The sequence below is a fragment of the Pseudomonas sp. GW456-E7 genome (assembly GCF_059424105.1).
On the sequence record NZ_JBWKZB010000068.1, the window covers coordinates 1 to 24818 of the forward strand.

A 24818-nucleotide genomic window follows, 5' to 3' on the forward strand; every position below is an offset into this window, starting at 1 on the left:
TAGTTATCGGCCGGGGTGAAGGTGTAAGCGCCGTTGGCGCCGATGACCAGGGTGCCGACATTGGCGATGGTCGCGGTCTGGCCGGCGTTGAAAGTGCCAGGAACGCCGTCGATGGCGAAGTTCACCACGCTGACTGGACCGTCGACACTCGAGGTACCCGTCAACACACTGCCGGTCACGGCGGTGTCTTCAGCGGTGGTCACGTTCTCGCTGATGTCAGTGAAGCTGTCGTCGACCGGGGTGACGCTGATGGTCAAGGTCGAAGTGACATCGCTGCCGGAACCGTCGGTCACGGTGTAGCTGACGGTCGGCACCGTGCCGTTGTAATTTTCGGCTGGCGTGAAGGTGTAGGTGCCGTTGGCCCCGATCACCAGGGTGCCGACATTGGCGATGGTCGCGGTCTGGCCGGCGGCGTAGGTGGTATCACCGATGGTGAAGTTCACCACGCTGACTGGACCGTCGACGCTCGAGGTGCCGGTGAGTACGCTGCCGGTCACGGCGGTGTCTTCGGCGGTGGTCACGCTTTCGCTGAGGTCGGTGAAGCTGTCGTCGACCGGCGTCACGTCGATGTTCAGGGTCGAGGTGACATTGCTGCCCGAACCGTCGGTGACGGTGTAGCTCACCGTCGGCACGTTGCCGTTGTAATTCTCGGCAGGAGTAAAGGTGTAAGCGCCATTGGCCCCGATCACCAGGGTGCCGACGTTGGCGATGGTCGCCGTCTGGCCGGCGTTGAAAGTGCCAGGAACGCCGTCAATGGTGAAGTTGACCACGCTGACCGGGCCGTCGACGCTCGAGGTGCCCGTCAACACACTGCCCGTCACCGGGGCATCTTCAGCGGTGGTCACGCTTTCACTGGCATCGATAAAGTTGTCGTCGACAGGGGTGACGTTGATGTTCAGCGTCGAGGTTGAGCCGTCGGTGACGGTGTAGCTGACGGTCGGCACCGTGCCGTTGTAATTGGCGTCCGGTGTGAAGGTGTAAGCACCGTCGGCCCCGATCACCAAGGTGCCGACGTTGGCGATGGTCGCCGTCTGGCCCGCTGTGAAGGTGCCAGGAACACCGTCGATGGTGAAGGTGACCACGCTCAGGGCGTTATCGATGTCGCTGTCGTTGCTCAGCACATTGCCGATCGCGGTGGTGTCTTCAGCAATGGTTTGGGTGTCTGCAGCCAAAACGCTCGGATCATCGACCGCTGTCACGGTGAGGTCCAGCGTGCTGCTCGAGCCGGTGTTGGTGGTGTACGTGACTTGCGGTACGGCACCGTTGTAGTTGGCGTCCGGAGTAAAGGTGTAGTTGCCATTGGCACCGATGGTCAACGTACCAACGCCGACGATGGTCGCTGTCTGGCCTGCGATGAAACTGCCGGTCACGCCGGCGATGGTGAAGCTGGTGACGCTGAGCGGCGTCTCGGTATCGCTATCGTTGTTCAGTACGTTGCCCGTTGCGATGCTGTCTTCGGCCAGAGTGCCCGTATCCGCGGTCAGTACACTCGGAGCGTTGAAGGTCGTGAGGGTCGTGGTGTTCTGGTTGCCAGTATCGAGCGTAGTGGGAGCAGCCGTGGACTCAAGACCGGTGGTTGGGAAGCCGATGGTCGGGTCGACGCGGCCAGCCGTGGCGTCGAGCATGACGAAGCTGTGACCACCCCCGGCGGCACCACCCGAACCTGCGGCAGTCGGGCCCGCGGCGGTGGCTTCAAGGTCTTTGGTCGGGTCGGCACCGGCGGCAATGGCCTGTTGCAGCTCTTCAACGGACGGCGCGGCTTGTGCGGTGGCGGCTGCCAGGTCAGCACTGGAGTCCGGCGCGTCAGCGCTCCATTGGGTGTCGCGGCCCAGATCGAGTGTGCGGCCATCGGCCAGTTCCAGGGACACGGCACCGGAAAGGCCAGTGTCGATCTGGTCCCCGGCGAACAGTTTGTCGCCTTCAACGAGAACGCGGCGGATGCCCTCTGGGGACACCACGAAAACTTGACCGACAATGCTTTTGACGATGGCAACAACACTGCTCATTGAAGACTCTCCGGGGTGTCACGTTCAGTTGACTTCCATAGACCTGATGGCGCCTACGCCGACCAGACTGGACGTTCATTGCAAAATAGATGCACAAGTTTGACGCTGCAATTCGTCAATATTTTGGCTATATTTTTTCGCTATTAACTTTATGCCAAACTATTGACCTTCTTGGAGCCATCCTAAACAATCGTCCCAGTAATGTCACATTGATATTTGAGCTGTGACCCTGTCTTCGGTATGTGATCCAGTTCCGCTTTTGAGCTTTCCGACATACGGTCACTCCGCTTGCCATCTTCCGACACCGCGCGCTTTTCAGCCGTGATTCAAGACAAGAAGTCCTGGGAAATTCCTACAATGCGTTCGCCTTTGTTCATGGCTCTACCTTTCGCCCTCGCCGCGTCTTTCGTCCAGGCGCAATCCTTACCAGAAGCCATGCAACAAGCGCTGGATGTCCATCCGGAGGTCCAGGCCGGCGTCAACAGCCGGCTGGCGGCTGATTATCAGTTGAAGGCGGCGAAAGGCGGGTACTTGCCACGGGTCGACCTGCTGGGCGGATATGGTCGTGAAGGCACCGATAGCGTGACGACGCGAGACGGCAGCAACAATCACTTCGAAACCCTGAATCGCAGTGAATCGAGCTTGCGACTGACCCAAATGGTTTTTGACGGTTTTGCGACGACCAGCGAAGTCGGGCGTCAACAAGCCACCGTCAACTCCCGTGCCTATTCGCTGCTGAGTACTTCCGAGCGTACCGGCTTGACCGTGGCCCAGGTCTATCTCGACGTGCTGACCCGTCGCGAATTCGTGCGCCTGGCCGAGGACAACCTCAAGAGCCACCAACGCATTTACGACCAGATCCAGCTGCGCACCCAGCGAGGCGTCGGCAGTGGCGCCGACCTCGATCAGGCGGAGGCGCGGATGGCCCAGGCGCGCAACAACCTGATCACCGAGCAGACCAACCTGGCTGATGCCGAGACCAACTACCTGTCCGCTGTCGGCCAGATGCCCGATCAACTGGAGCGCCCGGCGAGTTTCCTGGCGCTGATGCCGGCCAACCTGAATGAAGCGCGCGCGCAGATGCTGGAAAACAGCCCGATCCTGCGCTCGGCCGAATCCGACATCGCCGCCGCCGAAAAGCAGTACGACACAGCCAAGTCGACCTTCTACCCACGCTTTGATGCTGAGCTGGGTCGCACCGCCGACAACGATATCGATGGTCAGAACGGCCACAACAACGAATGGCAGGCCATGCTGCGCATGCGCTTCAACCTGTATGCCGGCGGCAGCAACAAGGCCGATCTGGAATCCAAGTCCTACCTGTCGAACCAGGCGCTGGATATCCGCAACAATGCCCTGCGCCAATTGAATGAAGAGCTGGGCCTGGCCTGGAACGCCCTGAACAACGCCAATGCCCAGGTGCCGATCGCTCAGCAATACGTCGATCACAGCACCGCGGTGCGTACCGCTTATCAGCGTCAGTTCACCCTGGGCGAGCGCTCCCTGCTCGATTTGCTCGACAGCGAGAACGAGTTGTTCTCCTCTTCTCGCCGTCTGGCGGAGATCAAGAACATTCAGTTATTTACTCAGTACCGAATCAAGGCGACCATGGGCGAGTTGCTCAAGAGCCAGGGAGTGGTCGCACCATTGGCATCCGTTGTGCAGAACGACGTGAAGCCCAAGGTCCAATTGCCCGGTATGAATTGAGCAGGACCTTCATTGTTCAATTGTTAGCCAAGAGTGCCGAGCGTGGAATCAGAAGTCAGTCGGGTTCAACTCATTCATGATCCGCGCGCGTTGCATGACGATCCGTTGCTGGATGGTCTGCTCGCTCTTTGCATGCTGCACCAGAAACCGGCCAGCGCGGCCATGCTCACCACCGGCCTGCCGCTGCCCGAGCAGCGTTTGAGTGTCGAGCTGCTGCCACGTGCGGCGGCTCGCGCGGGGCTGCAAGGTCGGGTGCTGCAGCGCAAGCTGGAGGATATTCCAGCGATTGCCATGCCGGCATTGTTGCTGCTCAAGGACGGTCGCAGTGCCGTCCTGCTCGGCTGGCAAGGCGAAGATCAGGTGCGGGTGCTGCTCAGCGAAAGCGATGGCGGTGAGTCCCTGGTCAGCCGCGAGTTGCTGGCCGACGACTACACCGGCAAAGTCTTTTTTGCCCAACCGCAGCACAAATTCGACGTCAATCACGGCACGCTGATTCCGCGTGCGCGCTCGTGGTTTCGCGACACTCTCAAGCGTTCGCGCTGGTTGTACGCCGACGCCATTGCCGCCAGTTTCCTGATCAACATCATTGCCATGGCCGCGCCGTTGTTCGTGATGAACGTCTACGACCGTGTCGTGCCGAACCAGGCCGAAGCGACGCTATGGGTGCTGGCCGTCGGCATCTCTGGCGCCTACCTCTTCGACCTGATCCTGAAAAGCCTGCGCAGCCTGTGCCTGGATCTGGCCGGCAAGAAAACCGACCTGATTATCTCGGCCACGCTGTTCGAGCGAATCGTCGGCATGACCATGAAGTACCGGCCGGCACGGGTCGGCAGTTTTGCCCAGAACATCCATGAATTTCAGAGTCTGCGCGATTTCCTCGCCTCGCTGACCCTCACCAGCCTGATCGACCTGCCGTTCACCCTGCTGATATTCATGGTTATCGCGATCCTCGGCGGCCATCTGGTGTGGATACCGGTGCTGGCATTCCCGATCGCCCTGGCCATCGGCTATGCGTTGCAGAAACCTCTGGTAGCGACCATGGAGCGGACCATGGCGCTGGGGGCCGAGCGTCAGTCGAGCCTGATCGAAACCCTGGCCGGGCTGGATGCGGTAAAGGTCAACAACGCCGAAAGCGAGCGCCAGTATCAGTGGGAACAGACCATCGGCACCCTCAGTCGCCTTGAATTGCGGGTGAAGATGCTGTCCGGCCTGGCGATGAACATCACCTTGCTGATCCAGCAACTGGCCGGGGTGATCATGATCGTCTTCGGTGTGTACCAGATCATCGACGGTCACCTGAGCATGGGCGGCCTGATTGCCTGCTACATGCTCAGTGGCCGTGCGCTCAGCCCGCTGGCGTCGCTCTCCGGGTTGCTGACGCGCTATCAGCAGGCACGGGTGACCATGACGTCCGTCGACCAAATGATGGAACTGCCCCAGGAGCGCAATTTCGAAGAACGCCCGCTCAGCCGCAAGATATTGCAGGGCGCCATTGAATGCCGCCAGCTCAATTTCACCTACCCCCAACAGCAGAACCTGGCGCTGAAGAACATCAATCTGTCGATTCAGCCCGGTGAGAAAATCGGCATCATTGGCCGAAGTGGCTCGGGCAAGAGCTCGCTGGCCAAACTGCTGGTAGGGCTCTATCAGCCGGATGATGGCTCGCTGTTGGTCGATGGTGTGGATATCCGCCAGATCGACGTCAGTGAGCTGCGCTACAACATCGGCTACGTGCCCCAGGACATTCAGCTGCTCGCCGGCACCTTGCGCGACAACCTGGTTTCCGGTGCGCGGTATGTCGAGGATGAACTGGTGCTGCAAGCGGCAGAGCTGGCCGGTGTCCACGAATATGCGCGCCTGCATCCGCAGGGTTATGAGCTGCAAGTGGGCGAGCGCGGGCAGAACCTCTCCGGCGGCCAGCGGCAGAACGTGGCCCTGGCCCGTGCGCTACTGCTCAATCCGCCGATCCTGCTGCTCGACGAACCGACCAGTGCCATGGATAACACCGGTGAAGAGCGCCTCAAGCAGCGTCTGGCCGCCGTGATCGAAAACAAGACCGTGGTGCTGGTGACACACCGGGCATCGCTGTTGTCGCTGGTGGATCGGCTGATCGTGATCGACCGCGGGCAGATACTCGCCGACGGCCCGAAAGCTGCGGTGATGGAAGCGTTGAAGAAGGGGCAGATCAGTGTTGCTTAAGTCGGGTAAGGGTTCGATCCTTCGCTACTTCAAGGGCTCCTCTTCGCTCCAGGGCCAGCCGCTGCCGGAGGTCAACAAGGCGTTGATCGAAGATGCGCCGCGTGTGGTGCGGCTGACGATCTGGGCGATCATCGCGTTCTTCGTCTTCCTGATGCTCTGGGCCAACTTCGCGGTCATCGACGAAGTGACCAAGGGCGATGGCAAGGCGATTCCATCGTCGAAGATCCAGAAAATCCAGAACCTTGAGGGCGGTATCATTTCCGAGCTGTTCGTCAAGGAAGGCCAGATCGTCGACGCCGGTGCACCGCTGCTTCGCCTGGACGACACGCGATTTGCGTCGAACGTCGGTGAAACCGAGGCCGATCGGTTGTCGATGGTGCTGCGGGTCGAGCGCCTGAGTGCCGAGGTCGACGATCGTCCGCTGAACTTCCCCGAGGATGTACTCAAGGCTGTGCCAGGTCAGGCCAAGAGCGAAGAGTCGCTCTATATCAGCCGCCGCCAGCAGTTGCACGACGAAATTGGCGGCTTGCAGGAGCAGTTGATCCAGCGCCAGCAAGAGCTGCGCGAGTTCACCTCCAAGCAGGCGCAATACCGCCAGCAGTTGGGCTTCCAGCGTCAGGAAATCAGCATGTCCGAGCCATTGGTGGCCCAGGGCGCGGTATCACCGGTGGAAGTCCTGCGCCTCAGGCGTGCCGAAGCGGAGACCCGTGGCCAGCTCGACGCTACCACCCTGGCTATACCCCGAGCCGAGTCGGCGATCAAGGAAGTACAGCGCAAGATCGACGAAACTCGCGGCAAGTTCCGTAGCGAAGCCCTGACCCAACTCAATGAAGCACGCACCGATCTGAACAAGGCCCAGGCCACCGGCAAGGCCCTGGAAGACCGGGTCAGCCGGACGCTGGTCACCTCGCCGGTGCGGGGTATCGTCAACAAGCTGCTGGTCAATACCATCGGCGGGGTTATCCAGCCAGGCAGCGACCTGGTGGAAATCGTGCCGCTGGACGACACCTTGCTGGTCGAGGCGAAGATCCGCCCGCAGGACATCGCGTTCCTGCACCCGGGGCAGGAAGCGACGGTGAAATTCACTGCCTATGACTACACCATCTACGGCGGTCTGAAGGCCAAGCTGGAACAGATCGGTGCCGACACCATTACCGACGAAGACAAGAAAACCACCTACTACATCATCAAGCTGCGCACCGACCGCAGCCACTTGGGCACCGACGAAAAGCCCTTGCTGATCATTCCGGGGATGGTGGCTTCCGTGGACATCATCACCGGCAAGAAAACCGTCCTCAGCTACCTGCTCAAGCCGATCATCCGCGCGCGGGCCGAGGCGCTGCACGAGCGCTAGATCTTTAGTGAATTCACTGGCCTCATCGCGGGCAAGCCCGGCTCCCACAAGTTCTCTGTTGAAACACGATCATGTGTTTGACACAGAAACCTGTGGGAGCCGGGCTTGCCCGCGATGGGGCCAGGAAAAACACCACAACCCTGTCAGTAAGTGACAAATAACGTCACTCCGCAATCCACACAGTCCCTTAGCAATCGCCATATCGTTATTCATTAACGGTATTTAAAATTCAATTCTTATACCTATAAAGTCAACCTCCTGCGTACCTGCCGACCAATCGGCGCGCCGCACGACACGAACCAACACGGGACCTCCGTGAGTTTCTGATCGACGCGCGCGCCCTTGAGCGTGCCGTGCGTGGGAGTGATTTATGTCTGCAGCTTCAGCTTCGCCAAGCATCGCGCCACAATGCTTTGAAATCCGCCCGTTCAGCGGAGCGGTGGGCGCCGAAATCCTCGGCCTCGATTTGTCCCGCCCGATCAATGATCAGGACTTCGCACGCATTCACCGCGCGCACCTCGACCATCATGTGGTGGTGTTCCGCGACCAACGCATCACCCCCGAACAGCACATCGACTTCAGCCGTCGTTTTGGCGTATTGCAGATCCACGTGCTCAAACAGTTCCTGCTGGCAGGGCATCCGGAAATCCTCATCGTTTCCAACATCGTCGAAAACGGCCAGAACATCGGCCTGGGCGACGCCGGCAAGTTCTGGCATTCCGACCTCTCCTACAAACAACTGCCGAGCCTGGGTTCGATGCTGCATGCCCAGGAGCTGCCAGCGGAGGGCGGCGACACCTTGTTCGCCGACATGCACAAGGCCTGGGACAACCTGCCCGAGGCGCTGCGCAAAGCGGTGGAAGGCCGCTCGGCCGCGCACTCCTACACGGCGCGTTACAGCGAAACCAAATTCGAAGGCAACTGGCGCCCGACCCTGACCCCGGAGCAACTGGCCCAGGTCGCGGAAGTGGTACACCCGGTCGTGCGGACACACCCGGAAAACGGCCGCAAGGCCTTGTTCGTCAGTGAGGGGTTCACCACCCGCGTCGTTGGCCTGCCGGAGGACGAGAGCCAGCAACTGCTGGCCGAACTCTACGCCCACAGCGTGTTGCCGCAAAACATCTACCGCCATCAGTGGCAGCCCCATGACCTGGTGTTCTGGGACAACCGCTCGCTGATCCACCTTGCCGCCGGATGCCAGAGCTATCTGCGCCGCAAGTTGTTTCGCACCACCATCCAGGGCGACGCGCCTTTCTGAATTGCCGGAGAATTGATCATGTCCAAACGTCTGCCCTTTGCACCCCTGGCCGCCGCCATCGGCCTGGGTTTCAGTCTGATCGCCGGCAGCCTGGTCGCGCCGACCGTGGCCCATGCCGAAGGTGAAATCCGCATCGCCGAACAGTTCGGCATCGTCTACCTGCTGCTCAACGTGGTGCGCGATCAGAACCTGATCGAGAAGTACGGCAAGCAGGAAGGAATCGACATCAAGGTCGACTGGACCCAGCTCTCCGGCGGCGCGGCGGTCAACGATGCGCTGCTGTCCGGCTCGATCGACATTGCCGGTGCCGGTGTCGGCCCGCTGTTGACCATCTGGGACCGCACCCACGGCAAGCAGAACGTCAAGGCCGTGGCTTCCCTCGGCAACTTCCCGTACTACCTGGTGAGCAACAACCCCAAGGTCAAGACCATTGCCGATTTCACCGAGAAGGACCGCATCGCGGTGCCGGCGGTGGGCGTGTCGGTACAGTCGCGCTTCCTGCAATACGCGGCCGCCAGGCAGTGGGGCGACAAGGATTTCAATCGCCTCGACAAGTACACCATCGCTGTTCCGCACCCCGACGCTACAGCGGCGCTGGTAGCCGGTGGCACCGAGTTGACCGGGCACTTTTCCAACCCGCCATTCCAGGATCAGGCGCTGGAAAACCCCAATGTACACGTGGTGCTGAACACTTATGACCTGCTCGGCCCGAACTCACCGACGGTGCTGTTCGCCACCGAGAAATTCCGCAACGAAAACCCGAAAACCTACAAAGCCTTCATCGAAGCGCTGACCGAGGCCGCACAGTTTGCGCAGAACGATAAAGGCGCAGCAGCGGACACTTACATCCGCGTGACCAAGGCCAAAATCGACCGCGCCGCGTTGCTGAAAATCATCGACAACCCGCAGTTCGAGTTCAGCGTCACGCCGAAAAACACTTACCCGTTGGCCGAGTTCCTCTACCGTGTCGGCGCGATCAAAAACAAACCGGACTCGTGGAAGGATTATTTCTTCCAGGACGCCAAGCCGCTGCAAGGGAGCTGACCGAAATGAACGCCCCTTTGCAAGGCCACACGGTCAGCAATCCGATCGCGGCAGCCCAGGCGCTGCTGTCGGTCGATAACGTCAGCCTCGAGTACCACACGCCGCAGCGGGTGGTGCGGGCGACCCATCAAGTCAGCTTCGAGATCGACCCGGCAGACCGCTTTGTCCTGCTCGGGCCTTCCGGTTGCGGCAAGTCGACCTTGCTCAAGGCCGCCGCCGGCTTCATCCAGCCCGTGGAAGGCGAGATCCGTCTGCAAGGCCAGCGCGTCGATGCGCCTGGGCCGGACCGGATCGTGGTGTTCCAGGAGTTCGATCAACTGCCACCGTGGAAAACCATCAAACAGAACGTGATGTTTCCGCTGCTGGCCTCGAAAACCCTCAAGCGCAAAGAGGCTGAAGCGCGGGCGTTGCACTATCTGGAGAAGGTCGGTCTGGCGGCGTTTGCCGATGCCTATCCGCACACCTTGTCCGGTGGCATGAAGGCTCGGGTTGCCATCGCCCGGGCGCTGGCGATGCAGCCGAAAATCCTCCTGATGGACGAACCCTTCGCCGCCCTTGATGCGCTGACCCGACGCAAGATGCAGGAAGAACTGCTGCTGCTCTGGGAAGAGGTGCGCTTCACGCTGCTGTTCGTCACGCATTCCATCGAAGAGGCGCTGGTGGTGGGTAACCGCATTCTGTTGCTGTCACCGCATCCGGGGCGAGTGCGGGCGGAAGTGCACAGCCACCAATACGATTTGCACAGCCTCGGCGGTGTGGCGTTTCAGGAGTCGGCGCGCCGCATTCATCGGCTGTTGTTCGACGAAGGTCAATCGCCGCAAGCCGAGCATGAGCTGGATTTCGCTGACATCCGCATCGCGTATTGATCCCGTTGAGAGGAGGGCCCGATGAGCCATTTATCATCCCCGCGTGAAGCGTTCGAAACGGTTTTGCAGCCACTGACCAGCGTGCCGCTGGAGCGTGAACTACCCCTTGGGCAACGCCTGTGGCAACAGGGTTGGTTGCGTAAAAGCCTGATCCTGGTGTTGCTCGCTGTGCTCTGGGAGGCTGTTGCGCGCTATCAGAACAACGATCTGCTGCTGCCAAGCTTCTTGCAGACCGCTCACGCGCTGTACGACGGCCTGCTCAGTGGCGAGTTGCTGGGCAAGGTGTGGATCTCGTTGGTGGTGTTGCTCAAGGGTTACCTGATCGGCATCGTCCTGGCGTTTGGCCTGACGACGCTGGCGGTGTCGACGCAATTCGGTCGCGACTTGCTCAGTACCCTGACTTCGATGTTCAACCCGTTGCCCGCTATCGCGCTATTGCCGCTGGCGCTGTTGTGGTTCGGCCTGGGGCAGAACAGTCTGATTTTCGTGCTGGTGCACTCGGTGCTTTGGGCCTTGGCGCTGAACACCTACGCCGGGTTTCTCGGCGTCTCGGAAACACTGCGCATGGCCGGGCGCAACTATGGTCTCAAGGGCATGCGTTTTGTGCTGTTCATCCTGATCCCGGCGGCGCTGCCGTCGATCCTCGCCGGGTTGAAAATCGGCTGGGCGTTTGCCTGGCGGACGTTGATTGCTGCCGAGTTGGTATTTGGCGCGACCAGCGGCAAGGGTGGGTTGGGCTGGTACATCTTTCAGAATCGCAATGAGCTGTACACCGACAAGGTGTTTGCCGGCCTGGCGGTGGTGATTCTGATTGGGTTGCTGGTGGAGAACCTGGTGTTTGATTCGTTGGAGCGGGTGACGGTGAAGCGCTGGGGGATGCAGCGCTGATCGCATGCCTCTGTAGGAGCTGCCGAAGGCTGCGATCTCTTGATCTGCTAGCATTGCACCTGGATCAATCCTGATCGGTCATGAGTGCCCTGCATGCAACTCCCGGACATGAACCTGTTGGTCGCCCTCGACGCCTTGCTCGACGAGGGCAGTGTGGTGGGGGCGGCGCGGCGGATGAACCTGAGCCCGGCGGCCATGAGCCGGACGCTGACGCGCATCCGCGAGGCCATTGGCGACCCAATCCTGGTGCGCGCCGGCCGTGGCCTGGTGCCGACACCCAAGGCGCTGGAATTGCGCGAGCAAGTGCGCAGCGTGGTGGAGCAGGCCGGGTTGCTGTTTCGGTCGGCCGATGCGGTGGAGCTGAGTTCGCTGCGGCGGCGGTTCAGTATTCGGGCCAATGACTTCTTTGTCGGTGTCTACGGCGGCAGGTTGTTCGACACCCTCGACCGGCAGGCGCCGCACTGCGAATTGCGTTTCGTCCCGGAAGGCGATGGCGATGATGAGGCCTTGCGCGAAGGGCGGATCGATCTGAGCGTCAGCAACACACGGCCGTTGACCCCGGAAGTGAAGGTTCAGAACCTGTTTTCCACCCACTTCGTCGGCCTGGTGCGCGAGGATCATCCGCTGCTGGACGAAGAGATCACGGCAGAGCGCTATGCCGGTTATTCCCATATCAGCATGTCCCGGCGCGGCATTGCCCGGGGGCCGATCGATACCGCGCTCAATGCCCTGGGCCTGGAGCGGCGGGTGGCGGTGATCGCGCCAAGCTTTCATGCGGCGATGTTTGCCTTGCCCGATTCCGACCTGATCCTGCCGGTGCCCAAGGAAGCCTTGCTGAGTGTGCGGCGACTGGGGTTGAAACTGCGCTCGTTCAACCTGCCGATTCCGTTGCCGACCCTGATGCTGACCCAGGCGTGGCACCCGCGCTTCGACAAGGACCCGGCGCACCGCTGGCTGCGTGAAACCCTGAAAACCTGCTGCGATGAGACGTGGCTGGCGGCTCAACCATGAGCTGATCAGTTCCCCTGTGGGAGCGAGCTTGCTCGCGATGAGGCCGGCAGCCTCGACATCCCTATTGGCTGACCTGCCGCTATCGCGAGCAAGCTCGCTCCCACAGGAGGGTATTGTTGCGTTTGGCGCACTTATAACCTGCCAATAAGTTGATTTTCGTCAGGCATCACGCTTTTTAGAATGCTTCGGTCTTTCCACGCCGGAGCTCGCAGTACATGACTTCCCTTACGGTCACGGCACCCGTTGCTGCAGCCGCACCGCCGGTTTTCGGCCCACGGATCATCATCGGCCTGGTGGGCGTGCTGCTGGCGGTGCTGGTGTCGGGCCTGAACGAGATGGTGACCAAGGTCGCGCTCGCCGACATCCGTGGTGCATTGGCCATCGGCTACGACGAAGGCACCTGGCTGGTCGCCTGTTACACCGCGACGTCGGTGGCGGCCATGGCGTTTGCGCCGTGGTGTGCGGTGACGTTCTCGTTGCGGCGTTTCACCCTGTGCGCCATCAGCCTGTTCACCCTGTTGGGTGTGTTGTGCCCCTTCGCCCCGAATTACGAAAGCCTGCTGTTGCTGCGCACCTTGCAAGGCCTGGCGGGCGGCGCACTGCCCCCCATGTTGATGACCGTGGCCCTGCGGTTTCTGCCCGCCAACGTGAAATTGTATGGCCTGGCCGGTTATGCCCTGACGGCGACGTTCGGCCCGGGCCTGGGCACGCCATTGGCCGGGCTGTGGACCGACTACGTCGGCTGGCAATGGACCTTCTGGCAAATCATCGCACCGTGCCTGATTGCCATGGCCGCGGTAGCGTATGGCCTGCCCCAGGACCCGCTGCGCCTGGAGCGCTTCAAGTCCTTCAACTGGCGCGGATTGCTGTTGGGCTTTCCCGCCATCTGCATGCTGGTGATCGGCATCCTGCAGGGCAACCGTCTGGACTGGTTCGAGTCGAACCTGATCTGCGGATTGCTCGGTGGCGGGCTGTTGCTGCTGGTGCTGTTTTTGAGCGGCGAGTGGTCGCAGCCGATACCGTTTTTCAAGATGCAAATGCTCGGCATCCGCAACCTGTCTTTCGCGCTGCTGACCCTGGCGGGCGTGCTGGTGGTGTTGCAGGCGGTGATCATCATTCCGTCCAGCTATCTGGCGCAGGTCCAGGGTTATCGCCCGGTGCAGACCGCGCCGATCATGCTGCTGGCGGCGCTGCCGCAATTGCTTGCGCTGCCTTTGGTGGCGGCGCTGTGCAACTTTCGCTGGGTTGATTGCCGCTGGGTGTTGGGCATCGGCCTGGGCATGCTGGCGTTGTCGTGCGTCGGCGGCTCGCAACTGACGTCCGCGTGGATTCGCGACGATTTCTATGTGCTGCAATGGCTGCAGATTTTCGGTCAGCCCATGGCGGTATTGCCGCTGCTGATGTTGTCCACTGGCAGCATCAACCCGATGCAAGGGCCGTTCGCATCGGCCTGGTTCAACACCGTCAAAGGCCTATCGGCGGTCATCGCTACCGGGGTGATCGAAGCGCTGACCACGGCCCGTCTGCATTTTCACTCGACCATGCTGGTCGATCGCCTCGGCAACTCGCCGCTGGCCGAACGCGACAGCGCAAGTCTCGCTCATCGTCTGCATGAACAAGCGCTGGTGCTCACGTCCTCCGATCTTTACCTGTGCATGGCCGGTCTCGCCGTGACCTTGATCCTGCTGATTTTCTGGCTGCCGACGCGGATTTATCCGCCGCGCACACCGACCTGAATGCTCCACTGAAACAGAAGGTTTTTATGAACACCCAAGCAAAGCAGAAAGTCGCGGTGGCCGTGGCCGTCGCATTGGTCGTCGGTGGGGCGCTGTACCTGGCAATGCCCGGCCTGTTCGGCAAGCGTACCCAGCAGAACACCAACGATGCTTACGTCTCGGCGGATTTCACCCTGGTCGTGCCGCGGGTCGCCGGGTTTATCAAGGAAGTGCTGGTCGAGGACAACCAGCAGGTCAAGGCGGGCCAGTTGCTGGCGCTGATCGACGACCGGGATTTGCGCGCCGCCGCCCAGGCCGCCGACGCCGAAACGCTGGTGGCCAGGGCGCAACTGCAAAACGCCCGGGCGACTCTGGAGCGCCAGGCATCGGTGATTGCCCAGGCGCAATCTTCGGTGGTTTCGGCCAAGGCGGAAATGGCCTTTGCCGAGCATGAATTGAACCGCTACAAGCACCTCGCCGGGGTGGGCGCCGGCACGGTGCAAAATGCGCAACAGGCGCAAACGCGCATCGACCAGGCCGGCGCACGTCTGGCTAACGCCACGGCAGTGCTGGCGGCGGAGCGCAAGCAGGTGGAGATCCTGACGGCCCAGCGCGATGCGGCGCAAGGCGGTCTGAAGCGGGCGCAAGCGAAGCTGGAAATGGCCAGCTACGAGTTGTCCTATACGCGGATCGTGGCGCCACAGGACGGCATGGTCGGAGAACGCGCGGTGCGGGTCGGTGCCTACGTCACGCCGGGCAGCAAGATCCTCGCCGTGGTGCCGCTGGCGCAGGCTTATGTGATGGCCAATTTCCAGGAAACGCAACTGACGGATGTGCAACCGGGGCAGGCGGTGCAGGTGCGCGTCGACAGCCTGGGCGGTGCGGCACTCAACGGTCGTGTCGAAAGCATCGCACCGGCCACCGGGGTGACGTTCGCCGCGATCAAACCGGACAATGCCACTGGCAACTTCACCAAGGTGGTACAGCGGATACCGGTGAAGATTGTGCTGGAGCCGGGGCAGTCGCTGGCCGAGCGCTTGCGGGTGGGGATGTCGGTGGAGGCGAGTATTGATACGGCCACCGCCGAGGCGAAAGAGGTTGTTCAGCGATGAAGATTTTCGTTGCTCGCGAAGAGGGCAGTGGCAGCCACTCACCTTCAGTGCCTTGCTCGTCATGAGCCTCAGCGCCTGTACCGTCGGCCCTGACTTCCAAAAGCCCGAAACCCCACAAATCGCCGAATGGGCAAAACCATCAAAGGCAGCCACCAGCCAGGCCATCGCCGAAACAATGGCCGAGCGCTGGTGGGAAGTGTTCCACGACCCGAAACTCTCGGCCTTGAGCCAGCGCGCCCTGACCGACAACCTCGACCTGAAGCTGGCCGGCAGCCGTTTGCAGCAAAGTCGTGCGGTCCGCCGGGTCATCACTGCCAACCGCTACCCCAACACGGCCGCCAGTGGCAGTTACGGGCGCAATCGCAGCAGTGCTGAAGGCTTGAACGACCCGTCGGGACACAACGGCCAATCCGCTTTCAACCTGTGGAATGCCGGCTTTTCCGCTTCCTGGGAGCTCGACTTCTGGGGCCGCGTGCGTCGGGAAACCGAAGCAGCCGACGCCACCTTGGAGGTCGCCGAGAACGACCGGCGTGGTGTGCTGCTGTCGGTGCTGGCCGAAACCGCCCAGGACTACATTCAATTGCGCGGTGTGCAGAACACCCGGCTCGTCACCGAACAGAACCTCGACGTCGCCCGCCATAGCCTGAAGCTCTCGCAACTGCGCCTGGCCGACGGCGTCGCGACGGATCTGGATGTCGCCGAAGCCGCCGCGCAGGTGGCCGCCATCGAATCGCGCCTGCCCGCGCTGGAGCAGCGCCAGTGGCAACTGATCAATGCCCTGAGCCTGTTGATGGGCGAAGCACCCCAGGCATTGGCGGCGGAGTTATCCACAGACGCCCCGGTGCCACAAACGCCCCGCCAGGTCGCCATTGGCTTGCCCTCGCAACTGGCTGAGCGTCGACCGGACATTCGCCAGGCCGAAGCGCGACTGCATGCCGCCACGGCCAGCATTGGCGTGGCCAAGGGGGAATTCTATCCGCGAATCATCCTGTCGGGGAACATCGGCTCCCAGGCCATGCAACTGAGCGATTTTGGCTCCTGGGGTTCGCGTTCATTCGGGATCGGCCCGCAATTGAGCTTGCCGTTGTTCGACGGGGGCCGATTGCGTGGTGTGCTCCAATTGCGTGAAGCACAACAACAGGAAGCGGCCATTGCCTATCAGCAAACCGTGTTGCGCGCCTGGCATGAAATCGATGACCAACTGACCGCCTACAACGCCAGCCAATTACGCCGCGACAGCCTTGCCGAAGCCGTGCGTCAGAACCGCATTGCGCTGGACACCGCGCAACAGCAGTACGTGGAGGGCGTGGTGGATTTCGTCACCGTACTCACCGTGCAAGGGGCGTTGCTGGCCACGCAGGAGCAGTGGGTCGAGAGCTCGACCGGCGTGTCGCTGGCGGCCGTCGGGTTGTACAAGGCGTTGGGTGGGGGTTGGGAGTCGGTGTATCCGTCGAGCGAGACGGCGCAGCGTTAATACACAGGCAATGATGGCCATCTGCTTGACGCTAGTCACCGCTGTCGTAGACTCCGTTGATCCGAAAGGGAGTGCGGTCATGCGGATTTTCTGTGTGTTGGGGTTGGGATGGGTCTTCGTCGCGAGCGTTGTCCAGGCGCAAACGCCTGGAGTAGACGATCCGCTTGCACAAATGGATGCAGGCGCCAGTGCTGCGACCAGCACCGAGGCCCGTGGTGTATTGCGCGCCAGGGACCAGGCCGTACTGGCCAGTGAGGTGCCCGGGCGGATTGTCGAATTGCCGTTCAGCGAGGGGGAGTCGTTCAAGAAGGGCGATACTCTGGCGCGGTTCGATTGCTCGGCCTATCAGGCGCAGCTCAATGCCGCTCAAGCGGCCAGCCGTGGCGCAGGTGAAGAACTGGCGCACAACCGGCAACTGGCCGCGCTGAATTCGGTCGGGCGTTTCGAAGTGGCACGTGCCGAGGCCAAGGTCAGCGAAACCCAGGCGCAGTCCCAGGTGTATCAAGTGCAGGTCAAGCGTTGCAGCGTGCTGGCGCCGTTCGATGGCCAGGTCGTCGAGCGCAAGGTACAGCGCTATGAAAGCGTTCCGGCCGGCGCGCCATTGCTGGACGTGGTCGATAATCGCACCCTGGAAATCCACCTGCTGGTGCCCTCGCGCTGGATGGCCCGACTCAAGCCCGGGCAGACCTTCAGTTTTGTTCCCGATGAAACCGGCAAGCCGTTGGCCGCGACGGTCAAGCGCCTGGGCGCGCGAATCGATGAAGGCAGTCAGACCTTGCTGCTGGTGGCCAACGTGCCTGACGCCAGCGGGTTGCTGGCGGGCATGAGCGGCACGGCGCATTTCGCGGAGTTCAAGTGAACGCGCCGGTGAGCGGCGGTGCCGAACAGGTGTTCGCACGTTTTCTTGATCTGGAGCGCCAGACCCGCGCAGCCCGAACGCCTGCCCAATTGGCCTACAGCCTGGTCAATGATGGCCAGGCACTGTTTGGCTTTCGCCATGCGGCACTGTTGATCGCCGGGAAGGTGCAGGCCGTGACCGGTGTCAGCGCGGTGGAACCGAATTCGCCGTTTGTCGCGTTCGTCGAGCAGGCCGTGGCGCAATTGTTCAAAGGCTCGCAATTGCAGCAGGCGCGGGTCATTGCCGCCGACCTCCTCAGCGAATCGCTGCAGGTGGAATGGCAAAGCCTGTCGGCTGCGCAGGTGTTCTGGCTACCGCTGATCGATCGCCAGGGCGCAGTGTTCGGCGGATTGTGGCTGGCCCGGGATGTTCCGTGGAACCCTGGCGAACAAGTGCTGCTGTCGCAATTGGGCGATACCTACAGCCACGCCTGGCAGGCGTTGCAACCGCGCAAGCCGTGGCGCCTGCGCTGGACGCGCAAACGCCAGGCATTGCTGGTGGCAATGCTATTGCTCGGGCTGTTGATCCCGGTGCGCCAATCCGTTTTGGCGCCAGCCGAAGTGGTGCCGCTCGGTGGTCGGGTGGTGGCGGCGCCGCTGGACGGTGTGATAGCCGAATTCCTGGTCAAACCCAACCAGACGGTGAAGGCCGGCGACCTGCTGCTGCGCTTCGAAAGCACCACGCTCAAGGCTCAGGCCGATGTCGCCGGACGCGCCCTTGGGGTTGCCGAGGCGGAACTCAAGGCCAACTCCCAGCGCTCGTTCGCCGATGCCGAGTCCAGCTCGAAACTGGATTTGCTGGCCGCCCGGGTCGAACAGAAACGCGCCGAGCGTGACTACGCCCGTGAACTGCTCAAGCGCAGCGAAGTGCGCGCCGAGCGCGATGGCATCGCGGTATTTGCCGATGCCGAACGCTGGACCGGCAAGCCCGTGCAGACGGGCGAGCGGTTGATGGAAATCGCCGATCCGGCTCAGGCGCAATTGCGTATCGAACTGGCCGTGGGCGATGCGATTTCCCTGGAGCCCGGTGCCGAGGTCGCCTTGTTCCTCGACAGTGACCCGCTGCAACGGCATCTGGCCAGGCTCGAACGTTCGGCTTATGAAGCGCAGCCCACGGCGGGCGGGCAATTGGCCTATCGCCTGGATGCGATTTTCGACGCGGTACCCCCGCGCATCGGTTTGCGCGGCACGGCGAAAATCTTCGGTGACCGGGCGCCGCTGGCGTTGTACCTGCTGCGTCGACCCCTGGCCGGTTTGCGTCAGAGCGTGGGCCTGTAAATGAGCCTGCCCGGCCTGCGTGCCGACCTGCAATTATTCCCGGCAGCGCCGGCACTGGACGGCGCGCCCTGCTGGACGCTGGCCGACCCGGTGCGGGGGCGTTACTTCAAGCTCGGTACCACGGCGATGCGATTGTTGCGCCACTGGTCGCTGGGTGAACCCGAGCAAGTCCTGCAAGCGGCCAATCGTGAACCGGGACTGGTACTGGACGCTGCAGATCTTGAGCAGTTGCTGGTGTTCTTGCGCGGCCACGACCTGATTACCGCCCTCGATCCCCAGCAGCGAGCCAGTTACAGCCTTAAAGCGGCTGCCCAGCACCAGAGCCTGTGGCAGCAGCTGCTGCATCAATACCTGTTTTTTCGTATTCCGCTGTGGCGTCCCGAGCGTTTTCTCAACCGTGCCTGGCCATGGCTGGAGCGCTTTGGCCCGCGGGCGCTGCGCTACGGATTGCCCGCTGTGCTGGGGTTGGGGGTGTTTCTGGTGTCGCGGGACTGGCAGCGGTTTATCGCGACCTTTCCGCATTTGTTCAGCCTTGGCGGTGCATTGGCGTTTGGCGTGGCCCTGTTCTTCGCCAAGCTCTGCCACGAATTCGGTCATGCGTTCATGGCCAAGCGCGCCGGGTGCCGGGTTCAGAGCATGGGCGTGGCGTTCATGGTGCTGCTGCCGATGTTCTATACCGATGTCAGCGATGCCTGGCGCGTCAATGATCGCAAGGCCCGGTTGCTGATTGGCGCGGGCGGTGTGCTGGCCGAGTTGCTGTTGGCGTGCATGGCCTTGCTGGCGTGGTCGTTGCTGCCCGACGGGCCGGCTCGCACCGCGGCGTTCATGCTCGCCAGTGCTACGTGGATCACGACGTTGGTGGTCAACCTCAACCCGTTCATGCGCTTTGATGGTTATTTTTTGCTCAGCGATTTCTGGCAGGTCGATAACCTGCAAGGCCGGGCGTTTGCCTTGTGTCGCTGGCGCCTTCGCGAGTTTTTGTTCGGCTACGGTGCCACGGCGCCGGAGCCTTGGTCGCCGACGATGCAACGGCGTTTGCTGATCTGGGGGTATGGCTCGTGGTTATGGCGCGCGGCATTGTTTTTCGGGATCGCTCTGGCGGTCTACCACCTGTTCTTCAAGGTGTTGGGAATCTTCCTGATGCTGGTGGAACTGGTGTGGTTCATCTTTCTGCCCATCATGAGTGAATGGCGCCAGTGGTGGAGCCGCCGCGAGCAGGCGCATGGGCCGCGGGTGCTGCTCAGCAGCCTGGTGGTGTTCGGGCTGTTGCTGCTGCTCATCCTGCCGTGGCGCAGTGCCGTCGAGGTGCCGGCCATGCTCGAAGCGGGACGGGTCAGCACCTTGCATGCGCCAGTGGCAGCACGGATCAAGGCGGTGAATGTATATGACGGGCAGTCGGTGGCGCAGGGCGATGTCCTGATCGAACTGGAGTCTCCGGATCTCGATTCGCGCCAGGCCATCGCGCGCCGGGAGATCGAGATTCAGCAGTTGCAGATGCGTCGTCAGGCCGGCCGCAGCGAAACGGCTTCCGATGCCGGGATCGTCGAGCAGCGCCTGGCCGAAGCGGTCGCGGAATACCGGGGGCTGGCGGCTCAGCGCGAGCGTTTGCTATTGCGCGCCCCCCATGCCGGCACTGTCCGCGATCTGCTGCCGCAATGGGCGGTGGGGCGCTGGCTGTCGACCCGGGAGCCGCTGGCCCGGGTCGTCGAGCGGGGTGTGCGCTTGCGCGGCTATCTGGCCGAGGCAGAGCTCTGGCGCGTGGCACCGGGTGCTACCGGACGGTTTATCGCGGACGATCCGATGCACCCGGCGATTGCCGTGCAACTGAGCGAAATCGATACCAATGGTGCGGCGTTTGTCGATCAGGAGGCGCTGACGTCCGATCACCACGGGCCGATTGCCGTGCGCCGCGATCAGTCTCAACGGGCCGAGCCGGTACAGGCGCAGTACGGTGCGCGGTTGATGACCCTCGAACCGGCGCCGACGCCGGTGCAGCCATTGCGTGGCGTGGCAGTGTTGCAGGGCAGCGGCGAGTCGTTATTGGGGGTCGCCTGGCGGCGCATGGCGGCGCTGGGGGTCAGGGAAAGCGGTTTTTAAGGAGAGCGACGATGGCGAACAACAATGCTGTGGCAGCCGAAGGCTTGGTGGTACGGCCTTCGCTAGCCAGTGACGGGCCTTTTTTGCAGCGCCTGTATCAATCGGCCCGACCGGACCTGCAATGGATCGACGACAGCGTGGAGGTGGTCGAGCAGGTTGTGGCCCAGCAGTTCCAGGTGCAGGAGCAAGGTCTGGGTGAAAACTTCCCCAATGCGATGCATTACGTGGTTGAGAAGCTTGGTACTGCGATCGGCGCGTTGAGCACTAATTTCGGGGCGAACGAGATCCGCGTGCTGTATCTGGCCTTTATCCCGGCGGCGCGGGGGCAGGGGTATGGGCGGGCGGTACTGCAGGGGGTGCAGAAAGCCGCCCAACAGATTCGTTGCCCGGTGGCGACGGTGGTCTGGGCCAGCAATCCCCATGCGCTTGGGCATTACCTGGCCCTGGGCTTTGCCGTGCAGGAATACAACGTCGCGGCAAAACGACTGGTGTGGTATCCGCAAGGCTGAAGGCACTGCGAGCCAGAAAAGGGTCAGTTGAAGGCGATGTAGAAGTAGCCTCGCTGCGGATCACGTCCCATCGACGGCACTCGGGAAACGAAAATGTTTTCCACTTTGCCCAGTTCCGGCAATTGCAGCGTGCATAACCCGTCCACAAAATCGGTCGGGACCAGGCTGTTGAGCTCGACACTGAATGGCATGCGCTCACTGTTGCGCATGCGGGCGCGGGGTGAGTCCTCAAGGTGTTCGATCTGCACCGACAATTCGCTGCCGTCGGGCAGGCGTAGGGCGACGGTCTGACCCAGCAGGGTCTGGAAATGATGGCTTTGAACCGCTTGCAACATGATCAGGCTCCGAAAAGTGAACAGTGCCGGGGGCGCGCGGCCCCCGGCGAACCCTCAGCCACGCGATGGAAAATACCCTTGCAGAGCGATGCTGAAGTTGATGACCAGGAACGGGTTCATCACGCTCATGGGCTGGGTCCCGCCAGTGGAGGCAATCTCACCGGTGACGGTGGTGCTCACGCCCTGGAGTGCCACTGCCGTTGCTCCTTGTTGATCCGAATAGATATTCGCCGTCCCCGGTCCGCCACTTGAAGCGCCGATGAACGAGTTGGTTGCCGTTGGCACGCTCACGGGATTGCTCGAGGGGTTGGCCAGTTGCAGGGTCGTGGTGGCGGTCAGTCCGGACATCTGGTGGGTGTGGTTGGGCATGTTGGCGATGGTCGCGGTGACGTTTTCGGTGCCGGAAATCTCGCCAATGGTGCGCGTGCTGAGATTGGTGCCGGTGCCTTGGGCCATCGGTAATCGACCTTGCAGGTTGGGTAGCATGAAGGTGGTCTGGCCGTTGCCGCCGTAGTTCACGCCAATCAGCGAGAACAATGCACTCCATTGCGAAATGCTTAACGTCTGGCCATTGCAAAGGGCCCAGTTCTGGGGGGCGAAATCAAAGGCGAAAGGCTGGATAGTGCCGATAAATACTTCCATGAATCCTCATCCTTCAGGTTGGTGGTTGGCGCGCCACGCGGCTGCCAGACACTGGGGTGTCGACTCCTTTTCCTTTACGTGGCTCGGTCACGCCACGCCACAGCGTAGACGCAGATTATGGGTGTCGTGGCGAGGCTGTGTTTGCCCGATGGACGCATTCCCCAAGACAGTCATCGTTAACGTCCTTCACTGATTGCGCAAAGCTCGGTATCAAGCTGGTTTAGCTTCAAATTGATATCAAAACACCACTAGTCGAAACTTCATCGATCGACTACGCTTTGTCCTACAAAAAGGACTTAACGCCATGGTGAAGGAATTGCACCAGTTCCATTTTATTTCCGGTTTGCCACGCTCAGGCTCGACGCTACTTTCTGCCATTCTTTTGCAGAACCCGCGTTTCCATGCCGGAATGACCAGCCCCGTGGGTTCCCTGTTTTCCGGTGTTCTGGACCAGTGCAGCGCTGGCAGCGAGTTCGGCGCAGTGATCGACATCGACATGCGCCGCCGCCTGTTGCGCGGTCTGTTTGATTCCTTCTACGCCGACAAGGCCGACAAACCGGTGGTGTTCGACACCAATCGCCTTTGGAGCGCCAAGCTGCCGGCCATCAACGATCTGTTTCCCAAGGCCAAGGTGATTGCCTGTGTGCGCAATGTCGCCTGGATCATGGACAGCATCGAGCGTCTTTACCGCGCCAATCCCTATGAAAACACCAAGCTCTTCGGCGATGCCGTCGAGCGCAACACCGTCTACAGCCGTTGCGAAACCCTGGCCCAACGCAATCGCCTGGTGGGTTTTGCCTGGGCGGCGCTCAAGGAAGCCTATTACGGCGAACACGCCGACTCCTTGCTGATCATCGACTATGACTTGCTGACCCAGGCACCGGAGCGGGTGTTGCGGCTGGTCTATGACTTTATCGACGAACCCTGGTTCGAGCACGACTTTGAGCACCTGGCGTACGACGCCCCGGAATTCGACCAGGCCCTCGGGGTAACCGGCCTGCACAAGGTCAGGCCCAAGGTTGCCGTACAGGCCCGGCGCACCATTCTGCCGCCGGATCTGTTCAAGCAATACTCAGATTTGTCCTTTTGGCTCGATGGCTCTGCCAGCGCCGCCAACGTCATTCGTATGAAGTCCGACGCCGCGAACATTTGATCGCGGCGTTTTTCATTGATGCGTTACGTACATTCGTTCGAGTTCGGGTGAGCAGCATGTGGTGGAGCATTTTTGGCGGAGCAAAGGCAAAGTCACGGGTAACCGAAGGCCAGCGGACGCCAGCGGCGCCCATGATCATGTCCCTGGAACCGCGCATGCTGTTCGACGGTGCCGTTGCCGCCACGGTGGCCGATACCGCCGCCCAGGCCGACAGCCATTCCACAGCCGATGCCGCCAAGGCGCCGACCGCCGATCACCCGACGGCGAGCAAGGATACCCATGGCCAGGCCGATGCCACACCGGCGGCCAGCCCCGTTGCGGTGCCGGGGCAGAGCGTGGTGTTCGTCGACTCCCGGGTGAAAGATGCCGACAGCCTGCTTACAGGCGCCGCCCCCGGGACCCAGGTCGTGAAACTGGACGCGGGCAAGGATGGGCTGCAACAGATTGCCCAATACCTGGATCAGCATCAGGGCATCAGCTCGGTGCAGATCATCGCCCACGGTAACGCCGGCGACCTGTGGCTGGGCGACAGCTATCTGTCGGCCGACAACGTCGCCGCCCGCAGCGCGGTGCTGGCGGAAATCGGCAAGGACATCAACGCCGGCGGCGACATCCTGATCTACGGCTGCTACACCGCCGAAGGCGAGCGTGGACTGAGTTTCGTCGATTCGCTGGCGCAAATGACCGGCCGCGATGTAGCGGCTTCGAACAACCGCACGGGTATTGGCGGTGACTGGGATCTGGAAATCGCCACCGGCAACATCGAGAGCGCCAACGTCCTCTCGACCATGGCCATGAGCGACTATCAGTGGGGCCTGGCCACCTGGACCGCCACCAACAACGCCAACACCGGAGTCGGTTCGTTGCGCGCAGCGCTGGCCTCGGCGCAGAACGGCGATATCGTCACCTTCAGCAGCGGTATGACGGTGCAGCTGACGTCCGAGTTGCTGATCAACAAGAACATCACCGTTGATGGCGACTTGAACAACGACGGTGCGGCCGACGTGATTCTTGACGGCCAGTACAGGACTCGAGTGATTGAAGTGGCGTCCGGCAGCACCGTGACCCTCGATGGCCTGGTGATCACCCGTGGCCTGGTGTCGGGTACGGGCGGCAACGGTGGCTACGGTGCCTCGGGCGCGATGGCCGGGGGGATTTTCAACGCAGGGATTCTGACCCTGAACAACGTTACCGTGACCTCCAACGCCGCTTCTGGTGGCGGTGGCGGCGGTGGTGTGACGGGCGCGTTTTACGGCGGTGGCGGTGGCGGTGG

At 61.8% G+C, this 24818-nt stretch carries 20 protein-coding genes; 17 read left to right on the forward strand and 3 right to left on the reverse strand.

Features of this window, described 5'->3' with window-relative positions:
- Positions 1-2006 (reverse strand): retention module-containing protein (locus AC07YV_RS27655; RefSeq protein WP_494990377.1); only part of this gene is annotated, 2006 nt, incomplete at its 3' end.
- Between the two features lie 357 nt (positions 2007-2363).
- Here AC07YV_RS27655 and AC07YV_RS27660 point away from each other — a divergent pair.
- The 15 genes from AC07YV_RS27660 to AC07YV_RS27730 all read left to right on the forward strand — a co-directional run bounded on the left by AC07YV_RS27660 (position 2364) and on the right by AC07YV_RS27730 (position 21415).
- Entirely contained in the window at positions 2364-3713 is a 1350-nt protein-coding gene (locus tag AC07YV_RS27660; protein WP_102702433.1) for a TolC family outer membrane protein, read from the forward strand.
- A gap of 42 nt (positions 3714-3755) precedes the next feature.
- Complete coding sequence (locus AC07YV_RS27665) at positions 3756-5912, forward strand: type I secretion system permease/ATPase (protein ID WP_102702432.1); 2157 nt, start codon at positions 3756-3758, stop codon at positions 5910-5912.
- Positions 5902-7266, forward strand: coding sequence for an HlyD family type I secretion periplasmic adaptor subunit (locus AC07YV_RS27670; protein ID WP_102702431.1), 1365 nt, complete (start codon positions 5902-5904; stop codon positions 7264-7266). The genes AC07YV_RS27665 and AC07YV_RS27670 overlap by 11 nt, the downstream gene beginning before the upstream one ends.
- Positions 7267-7636: 370 nt before the next feature.
- The gene (locus AC07YV_RS27675) at positions 7637-8524 is read left to right on the forward strand and encodes a TauD/TfdA dioxygenase family protein (protein ID WP_102702430.1); all 888 of its coding nucleotides are present in this window, start codon (positions 7637-7639) and stop codon (positions 8522-8524) included.
- A gap of 18 nt (positions 8525-8542) precedes the next feature.
- Positions 8543-9568 (forward strand): ABC transporter substrate-binding protein, encoded by a 1026-nt coding sequence (locus tag AC07YV_RS27680; RefSeq protein WP_102702429.1) that lies wholly within the window; start codon positions 8543-8545, stop codon positions 9566-9568.
- A 5-nt stretch (positions 9569-9573) separates the two neighbouring features.
- Complete coding sequence (locus AC07YV_RS27685; protein ID WP_102702428.1) at positions 9574-10434, forward strand: ABC transporter ATP-binding protein; 861 nt, start codon at positions 9574-9576, stop codon at positions 10432-10434.
- 21 nt (positions 10435-10455) lie between these two features.
- Entirely contained in the window at positions 10456-11322 is an 867-nt protein-coding gene (locus AC07YV_RS27690; protein WP_007977620.1) for an ABC transporter permease, read from the forward strand.
- Between the two features lie 93 nt (positions 11323-11415).
- On the forward strand, positions 11416-12333 hold the full coding sequence (locus tag AC07YV_RS27695) for a LysR family transcriptional regulator (RefSeq protein WP_102702427.1): 918 nt from the start codon (positions 11416-11418) through the stop codon (positions 12331-12333).
- A 215-nt stretch (positions 12334-12548) separates the two neighbouring features.
- Entirely contained in the window at positions 12549-14069 is a 1521-nt protein-coding gene (locus AC07YV_RS27700; protein WP_102702426.1) for an MFS transporter, read from the forward strand.
- 26 nt (positions 14070-14095) lie between these two features.
- On the forward strand, positions 14096-15160 hold the full coding sequence (locus AC07YV_RS27705; RefSeq protein WP_102702425.1) for an HlyD family secretion protein: 1065 nt from the start codon (positions 14096-14098) through the stop codon (positions 15158-15160).
- Positions 15161-15221: 61 nt separating this feature from the next.
- Complete coding sequence (locus tag AC07YV_RS27710) at positions 15222-16634, forward strand: efflux transporter outer membrane subunit (RefSeq protein WP_494990378.1); 1413 nt, start codon at positions 15222-15224, stop codon at positions 16632-16634.
- Between the two features lie 79 nt (positions 16635-16713).
- Positions 16714-17493 carry an efflux RND transporter periplasmic adaptor subunit gene (locus AC07YV_RS27715; protein WP_102702424.1) on the forward strand — a complete coding sequence of 260 codons (780 nt, stop codon included), beginning with the start codon at positions 16714-16716 and terminating at the stop codon, positions 17491-17493.
- Positions 17490-18809, forward strand: coding sequence for an efflux RND transporter periplasmic adaptor subunit (locus AC07YV_RS27720; RefSeq protein WP_102702423.1), 1320 nt, complete (start codon positions 17490-17492; stop codon positions 18807-18809). Before AC07YV_RS27715 ends, AC07YV_RS27720 begins: the two co-directional genes overlap by 4 nt.
- Positions 18810-20906, forward strand: coding sequence for a site-2 protease family protein (locus AC07YV_RS27725; protein WP_102702422.1), 2097 nt, complete (start codon positions 18810-18812; stop codon positions 20904-20906).
- Between the two features lie 11 nt (positions 20907-20917).
- Positions 20918-21415 carry a GNAT family N-acetyltransferase gene (locus tag AC07YV_RS27730; protein ID WP_102702421.1) on the forward strand — a complete coding sequence of 166 codons (498 nt, stop codon included), beginning with the start codon at positions 20918-20920 and terminating at the stop codon, positions 21413-21415.
- Positions 21416-21438: 23 nt separating this feature from the next.
- Here AC07YV_RS27730 and AC07YV_RS27735 read toward each other — a convergent pair whose 3' ends face one another.
- Both AC07YV_RS27735 and AC07YV_RS27740 read right to left on the reverse strand, forming a co-directional pair.
- Positions 21439-21750: a DUF6916 family protein gene (locus AC07YV_RS27735; RefSeq protein ID WP_102702420.1), complete on the reverse strand. Its 312-nt coding sequence runs from the start codon at positions 21748-21750 to the stop codon at positions 21439-21441.
- A 54-nt stretch (positions 21751-21804) separates the two neighbouring features.
- Positions 21805-22392, reverse strand: a complete 588-nt coding sequence (locus AC07YV_RS27740; RefSeq protein WP_102702419.1) for a phage tail protein — start codon at positions 22390-22392, stop codon at positions 21805-21807.
- Between the two features lie 307 nt (positions 22393-22699).
- Here AC07YV_RS27740 and AC07YV_RS27745 point away from each other — a divergent pair, with 307 nt between their 5' ends.
- Positions 22700-23545, forward strand: a complete 846-nt coding sequence (locus AC07YV_RS27745; protein WP_102702434.1) for a sulfotransferase family protein — start codon at positions 22700-22702, stop codon at positions 23543-23545.
- Positions 23546-23601: 56 nt separating this feature from the next.
- Positions 23602-24818, forward strand: a 1217-nt coding sequence (locus AC07YV_RS27750) for a DUF4347 domain-containing protein (protein ID WP_146025424.1), incomplete at its 3' end; no start/stop codon positions are given.